General features: G+C 59.9%; 14 protein-coding genes. 4 read left to right on the forward strand and 10 right to left on the reverse strand.

Annotated features, from left to right (window positions below; genetic code table 11):
- Window positions 1-64 precede the first annotated feature (64 nt).
- Window positions 65-640: a GNAT family N-acetyltransferase gene (locus tag HMPREF2967_RS08315; RefSeq protein ID WP_070523963.1), complete on the forward strand. Its 576-nt coding sequence runs from the start codon at window positions 65-67 to the stop codon at window positions 638-640.
- 82 nt (window positions 641-722) lie between these two features.
- A complete protein-coding gene (locus HMPREF2967_RS08320) occupies window positions 723-1,859 on the forward strand; it encodes a hypothetical protein (RefSeq protein WP_070686001.1) in 1,137 nt (378 codons plus the stop codon).
- A gap of 150 nt (window positions 1,860-2,009) precedes the next feature.
- Here HMPREF2967_RS08320 and HMPREF2967_RS08325 read toward each other — a convergent pair whose 3' ends face one another.
- From HMPREF2967_RS08325 to glpX, 4 genes are all read right to left on the reverse strand, one after another.
- Window positions 2,010-3,584, reverse strand: a complete 1,575-nt coding sequence (locus HMPREF2967_RS08325; protein ID WP_070686003.1) for an MDR family MFS transporter — start codon at window positions 3,582-3,584, stop codon at window positions 2,010-2,012.
- Complete coding sequence (locus HMPREF2967_RS08330) at window positions 3,578-4,189, reverse strand: TetR/AcrR family transcriptional regulator (RefSeq protein WP_154762179.1); 612 nt, start codon at window positions 4,187-4,189, stop codon at window positions 3,578-3,580. The genes HMPREF2967_RS08325 and HMPREF2967_RS08330 overlap by 7 nt, the downstream gene beginning before the upstream one ends.
- A 180-nt stretch (window positions 4,190-4,369) precedes the next feature.
- Window positions 4,370-5,770 carry a class II fumarate hydratase gene (locus tag HMPREF2967_RS08335; RefSeq protein WP_070623765.1) on the reverse strand — a complete coding sequence of 467 codons (1,401 nt, stop codon included), beginning with the start codon at window positions 5,768-5,770 and terminating at the stop codon, window positions 4,370-4,372.
- A gap of 98 nt (window positions 5,771-5,868) precedes the next feature.
- Window positions 5,869-6,888, reverse strand: coding sequence for a class II fructose-bisphosphatase (gene glpX / locus HMPREF2967_RS08340; protein WP_070523973.1), 1,020 nt, complete (start codon window positions 6,886-6,888; stop codon window positions 5,869-5,871).
- Between the two features lie 201 nt (window positions 6,889-7,089).
- Here glpX and HMPREF2967_RS08345 point away from each other — a divergent pair, with 201 nt between their 5' ends.
- The gene (locus HMPREF2967_RS08345) at window positions 7,090-7,680 is read left to right on the forward strand and encodes a DUF4245 domain-containing protein (RefSeq protein ID WP_070562565.1); all 591 of its coding nucleotides are present in this window, start codon (window positions 7,090-7,092) and stop codon (window positions 7,678-7,680) included.
- 4 nt (window positions 7,681-7,684) lie between these two features.
- On the opposite strand, the gene HMPREF2967_RS08350 is transcribed toward HMPREF2967_RS08345, so the two are convergent.
- The 3 genes from HMPREF2967_RS08350 to xseA are packed head-to-tail and all read right to left on the reverse strand — an operon-like array spanning window position 7,685 to window position 9,607.
- Window positions 7,685-8,038, reverse strand: coding sequence for a hypothetical protein (locus HMPREF2967_RS08350; RefSeq protein ID WP_070523977.1), 354 nt, complete (start codon window positions 8,036-8,038; stop codon window positions 7,685-7,687).
- Entirely contained in the window at window positions 8,039-8,326 is a 288-nt protein-coding gene (locus HMPREF2967_RS08355) for an exodeoxyribonuclease VII small subunit (RefSeq protein ID WP_070523979.1), read from the reverse strand.
- A 39-nt stretch (window positions 8,327-8,365) separates the two neighbouring features.
- The gene (xseA, locus tag HMPREF2967_RS08360; RefSeq protein WP_070523981.1) at window positions 8,366-9,607 is read right to left on the reverse strand and encodes an exodeoxyribonuclease VII large subunit; all 1,242 of its coding nucleotides are present in this window, start codon (window positions 9,605-9,607) and stop codon (window positions 8,366-8,368) included.
- 142 nt (window positions 9,608-9,749) lie between these two features.
- On the opposite strand from xseA, the gene HMPREF2967_RS08365 reads away from it, so the two are divergent.
- Window positions 9,750-10,709 carry a 4-hydroxy-3-methylbut-2-enyl diphosphate reductase gene (locus HMPREF2967_RS08365; RefSeq protein WP_180952102.1) on the forward strand — a complete coding sequence of 320 codons (960 nt, stop codon included), beginning with the start codon at window positions 9,750-9,752 and terminating at the stop codon, window positions 10,707-10,709.
- Here the strand turns inward: HMPREF2967_RS08365 and HMPREF2967_RS08370 are convergent.
- From HMPREF2967_RS08370 to HMPREF2967_RS08380, 3 genes are read right to left on the reverse strand one after another with little or no spacing between them, the layout of a single operon-like run.
- Window positions 10,706-11,449: a DUF6542 domain-containing protein gene (locus tag HMPREF2967_RS08370; protein ID WP_232770788.1), complete on the reverse strand. Its 744-nt coding sequence runs from the start codon at window positions 11,447-11,449 to the stop codon at window positions 10,706-10,708. The two genes, HMPREF2967_RS08365 and HMPREF2967_RS08370, sit on opposite strands and share 4 nt — an antisense overlap.
- A 35-nt stretch (window positions 11,450-11,484) precedes the next feature.
- On the reverse strand, window positions 11,485-12,555 hold the full coding sequence (locus tag HMPREF2967_RS08375; RefSeq protein WP_070562602.1) for a DNA recombination protein RmuC: 1,071 nt from the start codon (window positions 12,553-12,555) through the stop codon (window positions 11,485-11,487).
- A 36-nt stretch (window positions 12,556-12,591) separates the two neighbouring features.
- Window positions 12,592-14,079, reverse strand: coding sequence for an AI-2E family transporter (locus HMPREF2967_RS08380; protein WP_070686007.1), 1,488 nt, complete (start codon window positions 14,077-14,079; stop codon window positions 12,592-12,594).
- Window positions 14,080-14,109: the final 30 nt, after the last annotated feature.

The raw sequence follows: 14,109 nt of genomic DNA on the forward strand, positions 1-14,109 counted from the left end.
GCGCGCGGCGATCTCTCTGCCCTCAGCTTGGCATTGACGCCGTGTGCTCAGTAATAATTGTTCCATGAGCGACAACGCGAAAGACAAGAAGAAGGATTTCCGCATCCGTCCCTTCAATGCGGCGGACTATCCGCAGATGCGAGAAATCTATGAGCAGGGCCTCAACACTGGCCACGCTACCTACGAGACCCGCTCGTTGACCTTTGAAGAGTTCAAAAACGTCAAAATCATGGCGTCAGTTTTCGTCGCTGTTGAGGCGGAGGATGATTCAAAGGTTCTCGGCTGGGTGTGCGCCGCACAGGCGTCTACCCGCACCGTGTTCCACGGCGTCGTCGAGGATTCCATCTACCTGAGCAAGGAAGCCCAGGGAAGGGGCATCGGTGGCGCCTTGCTGGATCAGCTCATCGAGGTCTGCCGCGACCTGCATAAGTGGGCTATCCACTCGTGGATCTTCCCGGAGAACGAAGGTTCCGCCGGCCTCCATAAGTCCCGTGGCTTCGTCAAGGTGGGCACGTACTCCCACATGGCAAAGATGACCTACGGTGAGCTCGCCGGCCAGTGGCGCGATACGGACGTGTATGAGCTTCTTCTGCCGAAGCCCGAGGAGAAGAAGGCAGCAGCCAACCAGAAGAGAAAGTAATTATCCTGCTTTTCTAATGGAAGGGCATGAGTGGGGATAGAATTAAAGCTGTTCTTATTCCCTCTCGCTTAGAAGGTGAAGCATGTCCTTGCGCACTTCTGTCCTTGCCCTTACTACAGCCGCAGCCGTGGCAACCGGTGCTTTCTCCGCACCTGTTGCCACGGCAGCAACCTATCCGTCGGCTGGTTCCGTTCCTGTGGCCGAGCTCGACGTTAATCAGCCTAACGGCGCTCTGGCCTATGTCTTTGCCGAGCCAGTGATGCAGTCCGACATCGACTTGGTTACCCGCCAAGTTCGCGAGTTGCGCGGCAAAGCCTGGGACACCAACCTGCCCTTCAACGGCGGAACCCTGCGACAGGCCGCTAGTGCCGCTGGCTACCGCACCCGCGAGGCATATGTGAATTCAATCTCCTGGGACCGCGGTCTCGAGCACGCGGTTTTGCAGCGTGCTGCTGAGGGAAACTTCTTGTTTGATCATCGCCGCGCAGTTGGCACACGTACTCCTGAAATCTTGGACAACTACAATACCTTGGACAACCTGACCACGACGGACATGGAACATGCCGTTGAATCGTGGTCTACAAGCAGAAGCAGCGGTCCCAGCGAGTGGGACTACCTTGTCCGAGAGAACGGCCAATGGTCAACAAATAATGGCCACCTGTACACGATTCTTAATCCTGAATACGTGAAGTTTGCGCAGGCTCAAATCGGAGAAGTGACAGCTGGTCTCTATTCGGCCGATGATAAGCCGTCCGAACCGGCGCGGTTGACGGCCGGTCGCCACGCATTCCCCATCGCCGTGCCGGAAAGCGCTATAAACCGTGCTGAACTGATGACCACGGGAGGCACCTCGGTCGGAAGCCAAGGAAGCCTGGGTTTGCGCATCGATGGATTCTGGGGAGCGAAGCTGGGGGTTCCGGTGGCGGCGCCCAGCAGTAACGACCCAGAGGTCCTTGAAGTCAACGAGGACGGAACCTACACAGCAAAGTCTGAGGGCACCGCGACCGTCACCTTTAACACCTATGTTCTGCGCAATGGCCAGGCAAAGGTCTCGGATAACCAGATCACCAAGACCGTGAAGGTGACCAAGAAGTCCCTCGGCGGGGACTTGAGCTCCGGCGGCACGAACATTGGTGCCATCGTGGGCATCCTCGCCGGCGTGCTCGCGCTCATCGGCGTGGCTGCCCAGGTAGCACGCCAGTTGGGAATCTTGCGCTAAGCATCGTGACAATAAGAAATCCTCGCTACGTGAATGCTCGTAGCGAGGATTCGTTCTTACTTCACCCGGTTTCTACGCCGAGGGGACATCCCAGCTCCCAGACCACCGTTGCTCGTCGTCAAGCGCCAGCTTGTCTCGAAGCAGTGGCTTCTAATCAATCGTCTCCTTGAGGTGCTCCTCGCGGACGGGGAGGATGAGGAGGAGCGCGATGATGGCCATAGGAACCATCAGCAGGATGACGGGGGTTAGGCCGTCGTTGTAAGCGTTGAGGATAACGTCCTTGATGGGGTCCGGCAGCTGAGCAACCAGAGCCGGGGTGAGGCTGGAGGAACCACCATTAGCGCTGGCAAACTTCTCCGCGAAGGGCTTGCCTGCCTCACCCATAGACTTGATGGCAGCGGGCATGTTGGCGGCCATTTCATCCTTCATGTTGTGGATGAAGAGGGAGCCGACGAGGGAAGCACCGATGGCGGAACCGATCTGACGGAAGAAGTTATTTGCGGCAGTCGCGGTTCCGACGAGGGCGATGGGGAAGGAGTTCTGGACAATGAGGACCAGAACCTGCATGACGAAGCCAAGGCCGATGCCGAAGACGAGGAACTCTGCACCGAGCTGGGTCAGAGAGGTGTCTGCAGTCAGCTTGGACATCCAGAACAGCGCACCAGCAGTGATTGCTAGGCCGATGATGGGGTAGCGCTTGTAGTGACCGGTGCGGGCGATGATGAAACCGACGGCTGTGGAGGTTCCGATCATGCCGACCATCATCGGGATCATCATGAGACCTGCCTTGGTCGGGGTCAGAGTGTGAACCATCTGCAGGTAGGTTGGCATGTAGCCCAGCACGCCGAACATCGCCAGGCCCAGCACCATGCCGGCTGCGGTGGTGAGAACCATGTTGCGGTTCTTGAACAGCTGCACCGGGATGAGCGGCTCCTTGGCCTTGGATTCGACGAAGACGGTGATGATGGCACCGATGACCACGGTGATGCCCAGGCCGAGGATGATCGGGTCGGACCACTCGTATTGGGTTCCGCCCCAGGTCGTCATAAGGATCAGGGAGGCGGTGGTGATGGAAATGAAGATGGCGCCGAGGAGGTCAAACTTGCGCAGGTCGGTATCGCCGACGCGCAGGTGGAGGACCAGGGTGCATACGATGATGGCGAGCAGACCCAGCGGGATGTTCATCCACATGCCCCAGCGCCAGCCCGGGCCGTCAGTGAACCAGCCACCGAGGACTGGGCCGAGGACGGAGGAGAGTCCAAAGACGCCGCCCATGATGCCCATGAACTTGCCGCGCTCACGGGAGGTGGTGACCTCCGCGATGATGGATTGGGAGGAAATCATCATGAAACCAGCGCCGAAACCCTGCACGGCGCGGCCAATGATGAGCAGGTTCATCGAATCAGCGAAGCCGCCGAGCGTGGAGCCAATGACGAAGACGCCGATGCCGCCAATGTAGAGCCACTTGCGGCCCATCATGTCACCGAGCTTGCCGGAGATAGGCATGGCGATTGTCATCATGACCAAGAAGGCGGAGATGACCCAGCTCATGTGGTCCACGCCGCCGAGCTCGCCGACGATGGTGGGTAGAGCGGTGGCAAAAATCATCTGGCCCAAAGAGCTCATCAGCATGGTGAGCACGAGGGCGGAGAATACGAGGGCAAGGTTGTTATCCGGCTTGCCGCTGCCGGCCTGAGAGGCCGGCTTAGCCGCGGTATCTACCATGTCAGTCCTTTCGAAAATTTATTAATGAGTGTGAGCGCAGATTCGAAGCGTTCCTCAAAGGGGATGTCGCAGCTGAAATCTGGCGACGCAGTGGCTATCCAGAATGCTTCCCTGATAGCAAAGGCAATGAGTATCGCCTCAGTCTCAGCCGTGACCTCGGGCATCTGCCGCAAGGAGGGATCCTGGTCAAGGCGCTCGGTGATGAGCCCCAGGATCTCGTTCGACTTGGCCCGCTTACGGCTGAGTGCCGCCGCCGCGGCATCGCTGTCCCCAGAGATCCGACGGCGACGTTCAGCGATGACCTCGTTGACATGCTGGCCAACGAGGTGTCCTTTAACTAGGTCGACCGCCAGCCTGAAAACGCTATCCGTAGGGGCGCTAAGGAAAGCCTTCTTCTGTTCCTCTGTGAAGTCGTGACTCGGCGCACCGAGCACAGCAGTGTCTTTGGAATCAAAATAATTAAAAAAGGTGCGCCGAGAAATCCCCGCTGCGTCGCAAATTTCCTCGACGGTAACGTCGGCGAATCCACGCTCATCCACGAGACGGGTGGCGGCGTCTTCGATTCGCAGGCGCGTCTTGAGGCGCTTCTGCTCGCGTAATGACATTTCTTCTTGCACAGAGTGCAACAGTACACTCAGTGCAAATTTGCACCAAGTGCAATTCGAGTGATTTTTGAAAGGGAGATCTAAAAATATGACGGTGGTTACTATGACGCTGAGCGTGGGCGTTGAAAACGACGAAGGCCGCCCTCCCGAAGGAGAGCGGCGGCGTTCGCGAAAGCGAGCTTAGAAGTTGTCGCGGTCGCGGTTGGTCATGGTGAGAACGTTGAGGCGCTCATCGAGCTCCTCCTCAGTGAGGTTCTCTCCGTCGACGAAGCCCAAGTCGATGACTGCCTCGCGGACAGTGATCTTCTCGTGCAGTGCGTGCTTAGCTGCCTTGGCTGCGTTCTCGTAGCCAATCTTGGAGTTCAGCGGGGTCACGATGGAGGTGGAGGACTCCGCAAACTTCTTCATGCGCTCCTCGTTGGCCTCGATGCCGTCAACGCACTTCTCAGCGAAAACGCGGGAGACGTTGGCCAGCAGGCGGGCCGACTCGAGAACGTTGCGAGCCATCATCGGGATGTAGACATTGAGCTCGAAGTGGCCGTTGGAGCCGCCGAAGGCAACGGCTGCGTCGTTACCGATAACCTGGCCAGCGACCATGGTGGCGGCCTCACACAGAACCGGGTTGACCTTGCCCGGCATGATGGAGGAGCCCGGTTGCAGGTCCTTCAAGTGGATCTCGGACAAACCGGTCAACGGGCCGGAGCCCATGAGACGGATGTCGTTGGCAATCTTGTTGAGGGAGACAGCCACGGTGCGCATAGCGCCGGAGAACTCCACCAAGGCGTCGCGAGCGGCCTGGGCCTCAAAGTGGTTCTTAGCCTCAGACAGCTCCTTGACGCCGGTGAGCTTCTTGAGCTCCTCGGTAACCTTGCCGCCGAAGTCGGCGGAAGTGTTCAGGCCGGTACCGGTTGCGGTGCCGCCGATGGCCAGTTCACCCAAGCGCGGCAGTGTTGCCTCAACGCGCTCAATGCCGAGCTCGATCTGGCGAGCGTAGCCGCCAAACTCCTGGCCCAAGGTGATCGGGGTGGCGTCCATCAGGTGGGTGCGTCCGGACTTGACCATGTCGGCGAATTCCTTGGCCTTAGCCACGAGGGATTCGTGGAGGACCTTGAGGCCCGGGATGAGGTCGTTGACGGCAGCCTCGGTCGCCGCAACATGGGTTGCGGTGGGGAAGGTGTCGTTGGAGGACTGGCCCATGTTCACGTGGTCATTCGGGTGAATCTCCACGCCATTGTTGTGGGCGATGGAAGCGATGACCTCGTTCGTGTTCATGTTGGAAGAGGTACCGGAGCCGGTCTGGAAGACATCGATCGGGAAGGCATCGTTGTGCTTGCCTTCTGCAATCTCGGTGGCTGCCGCAATGATAGCGTCGGCCTTCTCCGCATCCAGCTTGCCGGAATCCTTATTCACCTGAGCGCAGGCGGCCTTGAGAAGACCGAGTGCGCGGATCTGGGCAGCTTCAAGGCCACGGCCAGAAATGGGGAAGTTTTCCACAGCGCGCTGGGTTTGGGCACGCCACAGGGCGTCGACCGGAACCTTGACTTCGCCCATAGTGTCGTGTTCGATGCGGTATTCAGTCATGAAGTCACCTTTTCTGTGAGATGAGAATTGTAGAGTTCTTTATGTGTGCCGTGGCACGGCATTGATGGCCACCGTAGCACTCTTCGCAGGAAAGTGGATTAGCTTTCCTTATCGTGGGGGTTGGTGTAGTCCACCACGGAGTATTCCTGCAGCTTAGCCAGCTTATGGATGGAATCGACGTAGCGGATCGTGCCGGACTTGGAGCGCATGACCAGAGAACGGGTCGTGGCGCCGTTGGGGCGGTAGGACACGCCGCGGAGCATGTCGCCATTGGTAACGCCGGTTGCGGCGAAGTAGCAGTTTTCAGAAGAGACCAGATCGTTGGTGGTGAGGACGCGATCAAGGTCGTGTCCGGCCTTGCGTGCCTTCTCTGCCTCTGCTTCATCTTTAGGCCACAGCTTGCCTTGGATTTCACCACCCATACACTTCATGGCACATGCGGTGATGATGCCCTCTGGGGTGCCACCGATACCCATCATCATATCGATGGAGTTGGTGTCCTGGCAGGTGGCGATGGCGCCGGCGACGTCACCATCCATGATGAGGCGAACCTTGGCGCCTGCCTCACGGATCTGGCGGATAAGGTCATCGTGGCGCGGGCGGTCGAGTACGACGACGGTCAGGTCAGCTGGCTTGATGCCCTTGGCCTTGGCCACGGATTTGATGTTCCACTCCACGGACTCATTGAGATCGATTGAGCCAACAGCCTCTGGGCCGACAGCAATCTTCTTCATATAGAACACTGCGGATGGGTCATACATGGTGCCGCGCTCAGCAGCAGCGATGACGGAAATAGCGTTCGGGCGGCCTTCTGCCATAAGACGGGTGCCGTCAACCGGGTCGACGGCGATGTCCATCTCTGCACCCTGGCCGGTGCCGACTTTTTCTCCGTTGAACAGCATGGGGGCTTCATCCTTTTCGCCCTCACCGATGACGACGATGCCGTTCATCTCTACGGAGTTGATGAGCTTGCGCATAGCATCCACCGCGGCGCCGTCACCTTCATTCTTCTGTCCACGGCCAACCCAGCGACCCGAGGCGAGTGCTGCTGCCTCAGTGACACGCACCAGCTCCATGGCTAGGTTGCGATCGGGGATATAAGACGTGTTATCAGACATGTGTGATTAGTCCCTTTCTTTTCAGGTGGCTCGGCCCGGGGTGGGGGACAACCCGGAATACATATTCCATTCTTCCACTTTTCCCTCGTATCCAAGCCCGAATGCCTCCCCCAGAAGAGGGTCTCAGTCAAGTTGGCCACCAAAAGGGCAGGTGGGAGGTCGCTGTCGCGAGCGCGGGAGGCGGCGTGACATACTGGGCGGGTGGCATCTGAAGATAAACCTAAGATTTTTGAGGACGCGCGTGATATCACCCTGACGGTGGGCGTCATCCTCATCATGATGTTCCTGGCGGTTGGAGCAACGGGACTGTGCTCGATCAACCCGGAAAAGCCGGGGCCCGTGCAGAACGTGGATGCCGCTACGTTTCTGGAAATGGAGGCGCGCGGCACCGGGGCCGTCATCAGGGAGCCCGTCATGCCGGAGGGCTGGCAGCCTACGGCCGCACGGCGTAAGGAGATGGGCGGCGAATCCGGTGCCGTGGTGAGCTGGCTTACCGCCGAGGAAGGCTACGTGGAATCGGCGCAGACGCAGTTGGCGCTTGGCGATGTCCCCTCGGCCTACGACTCCAACTATCGTGGCAACTCCGAGCGGCGTGAGGTGGCGGGCCACGACGTGGAAATCCTGAGCAGTGACGACAAAGATGTGCGTCCACTGTGGATTACTGACTTGGGCGATGCCCGCCTCGTTCTTACGGGCTCTGCCTCCGACGCTGATTATGAGACGGCCCTCACCGCCTTCGCGGAAGCTGAGCCGCTCCAAATTGCTGAGGATGGCAGCGTCGTCAGCGAGTAAATAGTTAGCGGAACGTCACGCTCTGCAGCGTTTCATCCCACTCCACCTCGACGGCATCGCCGGCGGCACTGGTGAGAGACTCCGGGTCGAGCCCACTCAGGCGCGTCTTGCCCAGGTAGACATCGACCTTTTCGTGTTGGGACTTGCCGGGGAAGAGTGCAATTTCGACGAGTTTATCAGCGCTAAAACGCAGGACGATGGAGCCGGAGAAATAGCTGATTTCCTCTCCGCTCACGGTGTGCGGCGGGCCGAAAAACTCCTCGACGAGCTGGCGTGAATCCCCAAAGACCATGGATCCCGCTCCGCCCGACTTGGAGACGAAATCGACGCGATCTCCCGGGTAGCCGTAAATTTTCATTTAATCCTCTCCTGCTTCTGCATTGGTGGCTGCGCTATCGGTGCCCTCAGTATTCTTGCGGAGGGCTTCCTCTACGCGCTTCGATGCGCCGTCGAGGTGCGCCTCGCAAGCTTTTGCTAGGGCCTCGCCACGCTCCCAGTATTTAAGAGACTCGTCCAAGCCCATCTGGCCCAGCTCGAGGATCTTTACGGTCTCAATGAGTTCATCGCGGGCTTGTTCATAGCTCAGTTCTTCTACCGGTGGGAACGCGTCCTGGCCGGGTTGGCCGGCACCAATTGTGTCAGTCATGGGGTCAATTCCTTTTCTCTTGTGCTCTAATAAATCGTTTTAATCTGCGGCCTGGGAGGCCATTGCGGCGGCGGTAATCGAACCATCGCCAACGCGGATGCGCAGCTGCGATCCCGGGGGAGACTGCGCATAGCTGGTGACAACCTCTGGTCCGCTACCGTCGCGAGGCAGCACCTGAACGATGGCGTAGCCCCGTTCAAGTGTGGCCGAGGGGCCCAAGGCTGAGACGCGAGCACGCAACGAGGCTACCTGGTTACTTTCGCGATCCAACCGGTGCGTAACTACCCGGCGAATCAGCGCGAGGTTGCGCTCAAGTTCCTCGCGGCGCGCGTTGATCGGCACCATGGGATCGGCGAGGACCGGGCGGGAGCGGATGCTCTCGAGGCCGCGGCGTTCCCTGTCCACCCAGCCGCGCAGCGCTGCCGCCATGCGCGAGCGGGCTTCAGAGATCAGCGCATACTCTTCGGCGGCGGAAGGAACGACGCGCTTGGCCGCATCGGTGGGCGTGGCGGCGCGCAGATCGGCGACATCATCGAGCACCGGGTGGTCCGGTTCGTGTCCGATGGCGGAGACAACCGGAGTGCGGGCGTCTGCCACAGCGCGCTGGAGCGCCTCCTCGGAGAAGGGAAGCAGATCTTCCACTGAACCACCGCCGCGGGCGATGATGATGACATCGACTTCCGGGTTCGCGTCGAGAGTCCGGAGCGCGTCAATCACCTGGGTAACGGCAGTGGCTCCCTGGACAGCAGTGTTAATGACTTCGAACTGAACCGCTGGCCAACGATCCTGCGCTACGGAGAGCACATCGCGCTCGGCATGGGACCCGCGGCCGGTGATGAGGCCAATCTTCTTCGGTAGATAGGGAAGCGGCAGCTTACGGGAAGCGTCGCACAGGCCCTCCTGACGCAGCCGCTGGCGCAGCATCTCTACCCGAGCAAGAAGGTCACCAATACCGACGTGGCGGATCTCCGTGACCCACAGGGAAAAACTTCCGCGTCCGGCGTAGAAGGCGGGCTTGCCGTAGACCACGACGCGGTCGCCATCCTTGAGCGGTGAGGGGGCATTGCGGATGAGCGAGGTGTTACATGTCAACTGAACAGATTTTTCCTGTTCGACATCACGCAATGTGATGTAGGAGAGCTTCCATGTTGGCTTCATGTTCAGCTGGGTGATCTGCCCCTCCACCCAGAGGAAACCGAGGCGCTCGATCCAGCCTTTGACTTGGTCATTGACCTTGCCGACGGGCCACGGCGTTTCCGCAGAATTGGCCGGTTGGTTCACGCGCAGTCCTTTCTCTTGAGTGGTCTAGTCTCTCGGGTATGTTCCGTCCAGTGTAAGAGGCGTGCCGGACATCTGGTGCTACCGGCCAAGCCTGGCAAGCTGTAACTACAGTATGCGCGCGACTTTCGATACTCTGGGAGCCATGACTGAAACTGCAAAGAAGGTGCTCCTGGCGGCTCCCCGCGGCTATTGCGCCGGCGTGGACCGTGCTGTTGAGACAGTGGAAAAGGCGTTGGAGAAATACGGCGCCCCTATCTACGTGCGCAAGCAAATCGTGCACAACCGCTTCGTTGTTGAATCCCTGGCTAAGCGTGGTGTCATCTTTGTGGAGGAGGCTTCCGAAGCCCCTGAAGGCGCTCACCTTGTATTTTCTGCACACGGCATTGCGCCGACGGTGCGCAAGGAAGCGGAGGAACGCAAGCAGCTAACGCTGGACGCAACGTGCCCGCTGGTGACCAAGGTGCACAAGGAAGCACAGCGCTTTGAGCGCGATGGCTATCACATCTTGCTCGTCGGCCACGAGGGCCACGAAGAGGTCGAAGGCACTGCCGGTGAGGCCCCAGAGGTTACCCACTTGGTAGATGGCTTGGACGGCGTCGACAAGCTGCCGGATTTCCTCCACGATGAGAAACTCATCTGGTTGTCGCAAACCACGTTGTCGGTTGATGAAACCATTCAGATCGTCAATAAGCTGCGTGAGCGCTTTCCACACCTGGAGAATCCGCCATCAGATGATATCTGCTACGCCACTCAGAACCGTCAGGAATCGGTGAAGGCCATTGCCCCGAAGTGTGATCTCATGATCGTCGTCGGGTCCCAGAATTCCTCCAACTCCAAGCGTCTCGTCGAGGTCGCCCTAGAAGCAGGCTCTAAGGCCTCGCACCTCGTAGACTTCGCTTCGGAGATCGAAGAAGCTTGGCTGGAGGGCGTGAACACCGTCGGCGTGACGTGTGGCGCATCCGTGCCTGAACTGCTGGTCCGTGAGGTACTGGAATTCCTGGACGAGCGTGGCTACCACGACGTTGAGCAGGTGACGACCTCCACGGAGACTATCACGTTCTCCTTGCCGCGCGATCTGCGTCCGGCACGCACCGCGCGTTAATCCTCGTCGTAGAGATTCTCTTCCAGCGGCTGGGAGGACCGCTGGGAGTGCTCCCGTGCGCGCCGCGCATTCTCTGCCGATTCAGCGGCGGCACGGCGGAAATCCTCCCGCTCGTCTGCATCGGGGGATGCTTGGCGGCGCCTTTCGCGTTCTTCAGCTTGAATCCGGCGGCGTTCCTCGCGGTCGCGCTCACGGACGCGGCCCGAGACTGTGGCTTCACGGGCAAGCAGTTCCGCTACGGAAAGACGCTCGGAGCGGTTTCGAAGGTCGGAAGCTGCGTCGGTGCGGCGCTTTTCCTGGGCTTCAGCCTCACGGCTCTTCGCTCGATTGTCGCTGCGCCACAGGCGCAGGACTGCGAGTAGCGCGCAGGCAATAACTGTGACAATAAGTACGGGGAAGTGCTGCAGCAGCGGGAAGGCCGTGGTGAGAAGCGCGGTCTTAGAAAACGGCGACGCGCCTTCTGGCAAGGCTGACGTGGAACTGATGAAGCCACCGCCCACGGTTCCCAGCGCGTAGAGCAGGGGCAATGAAATTACCAGCATGTAGAGCCCGCGGGTTTCCACCAGCCAGGTGACGGCGAGCGATCCCAGTCCAAAAATCAGGGCGAACGGCAGCCCCACGCTGCCAAGCACTCCTGAGACCGTCAAAGCCACGAGCGTTACGACGAGCGCGAGGAGAAGCGCTCGGGTAAGCGGCATCCCGCGGCGGGGAGGGCGGCGACGATTTTTGGCAACTGACACGCCCAGAGAGCTTACCGGGAATGTTGGCCAAACCGTTATTCATTCTGGGCGCGCCGCGGCCAAGAACCGACACGGCGCGGCTCCACGGGCAGGCGGTCGACGCGGGCGGGGACGTCCAATTCTTTGAGCCGCCGTGCAGTGACCGAAACGCGCGAATCCAAACTAGCCAGGCTTGCGTTATAGGCCTCCACCGCGCGCTCCAGCCCGCGGCCCACCTTGTCGTAGTGCTCATTAAGAGTGTTGAGCCGGGTGTACAGCTCGCGGCCCAGGCGCTGGACCTCGCGGGCTTTATCCTCGATCTCTTCGTGCTGCCAGCTCACCGCAACGGTACGTAAGAGTGCGAAAAGGGTGCTCGGGGTAGCGATGACGATGTTGCGCTCGAAGGCGAACTCGAGCAATTCAGCGTCGATAGACAAGGCCGCGTCCACGAAGGTGTCAGCGGGGACAAAGAGGATCACAAATTGTGGTGTGGGGGAGAAGGCCTCGATATAGTCCTTCGACGCCAGTGCCTGCACGTGGGAACGCATGAGGTGCGCATGGCGGCGTAGGTATCCAGCCCGCTCCTCCGGGTCTTCAGTCTCCATCGCATCGAGGTAGGCGCTGAGCGGTACCTTGGCGTCCACGATAATGCTGCGCCCGCCGGCCAAGTGAACGACAAGATCGGGGCGGACGAGCGAGCCATTGATGCGGGCGTTCACCTGTGAATCAAAATCCACGTGTTTGCGCATACCGCCGAGCTCGACGACGCGCTCGAGCTGCACTTCGCCCCAGCGTCCCCGAACATTCGGGGAACGCAGTGCGCCGACCAGCTTGTCCGTGCGGTCAGACAGGCGTGTCGACGTGCGGGTCACCGCTTGTACTTGGCTGCTGAGTGCTGCGAGCGATGTCGCCCGATCCTCCTCGATTTCTTGGAGCTGGAGGCCCAAACGGTCCATGGCCTTCTCTAGAGGGGCGAGTTCTGCTTGGCGGCGTTGAGACTCTTGAAGTGCACGGTGTTCCTCTGATGGCTGGGCGGACTGTGCGGAATAGGCGCGGGCCAGCCAGCCCAGAGCAGCCCCGATGATGAGGCCGAGGAACAAGAGCACTACGGGAAGGGAAGACGTCATGCCTGTCATCATGGCACGCTCCCCGGACACGGAGGCTTAGCTCTTGTCTTTTGATTGCAAAATCTGTTCGAGAGTGCCAATCGCTCGCTTGATTCCCGCTCGGGCACCGCTATCTCGTTCGCTGAAGTCTGCGTCAACGTCGACATCGATCTTTTGGTCCAGCGGGCTGGTGCCGTCGTGGGCTACGTCCTCTGCTGCGCCCTCGGGTGCGGCGTGGTCCGGGATGGACAGCCATTGTTCGCGCTTCCGGTCACCCTGCTGCTGTGTGTAGCGCCCGATGAGGAAGCCGGCGACCGTTGAGAATTCCAAGTCTTCGGCGGTCCTTTCGCCGGACTGGAGCATCATCATGTCTTGGAAGTAGCGGTAGACCACCGCGATGGTCGCCGCCGCCGGAACGGCGAGGAAGCCGCCGACGAGGCCGAAGAGCGCGGAACCTACAGTCACAGAAATCAACACGATGACCGGGTGCAGGTTCATGGCCTTCGATTGCAGCCACGGGGAGAGTACGTTGCCCTCAAGCTGCTGAACTAAAAGGACCAAGCCAAGAACGAGCAGTGCTTTGGTAAAGCCCAAGGAGACCAGCGCGATGGTCACGGATAGCGCACCAGCCACGATCGCGCCCACAAAGGGGATAAAGCCGGCGATGAAGGTGATGATGGCCAGCGCCATGGCCAAAGGCACCCCGATGAGGGCGAGGCCGAGGCCGATGAAGATGGCGTCGACAAGCGAGACCACCGCCTGCGCCCGCACGAAACCGCCCAGCGTGGTCCACACACGGGTGAGCAGCTCAGTGAGGTGCCAGCCGGTCCGGCGGCCCGTGGCCTGTCGCAACCAGGGGAGGAAGTTGTGGCCATCTTTAAGGAAGAAGAAGGTCAGCACCACGATGATGAAGAGCGTGACCACGATGGAGGTCGCCGTGCCAATTCCTGTGAACACGGAACCCGCAATAGAGCCGGCCTGGCGCTGCAGCCACAGGGCGATCTCATCGATGTATTGGCCGATATCATCCGGATCGAGGTTGAGCGGCGGACCCTGTGCCCATAGCTGCAGGCGCTGAATGCCTTCCGCAGTTTGCAGGTACAGCGTTTGGGATTGCCGCGCAAAGTCCGGAGCAATGAACATGAAAAGCGAGCCCACCGCGGTAAAGGACACGAGGATGGTTACCGCCGCAGCCAGGGCCGACGGCAACCCCTTGCGCCGCATGGCGCTCGCAACAGGGGCAAGCACAGTGCAGATGATGAGAGCAATGAGAACCGGCAAAATGCCACGCCAGAAGTTGCCCAACATGCGGAATGAGGCATAGAGGAATAGCCCAATAATGGTCAGGCGCAGTGCCCACAGCGATGCGGACTTGATGACCTCGCCGACCACCACGGAGCGATCCACTTGGTTGCCTGGCGGGTGCGGCGAGACTGCGTTCAGCGAAGCGGCGTCGACGGAATCATCGAAGCGTCCGCCAAGCGCTGCCTCAGCGGCGGCGAGCTCAGGCGAGGATGCATTGGGGGATGGCTGATCAGAACTCACCCCACCATCTTGCCTTAAAAGATCCGGGGT

This window comes from Corynebacterium sp. HMSC059E07, from assembly GCF_001814395.1.
In the GTDB taxonomy this organism is placed as follows: domain Bacteria; phylum Actinomycetota; class Actinomycetes; order Mycobacteriales; family Mycobacteriaceae; genus Corynebacterium; species Corynebacterium hesseae.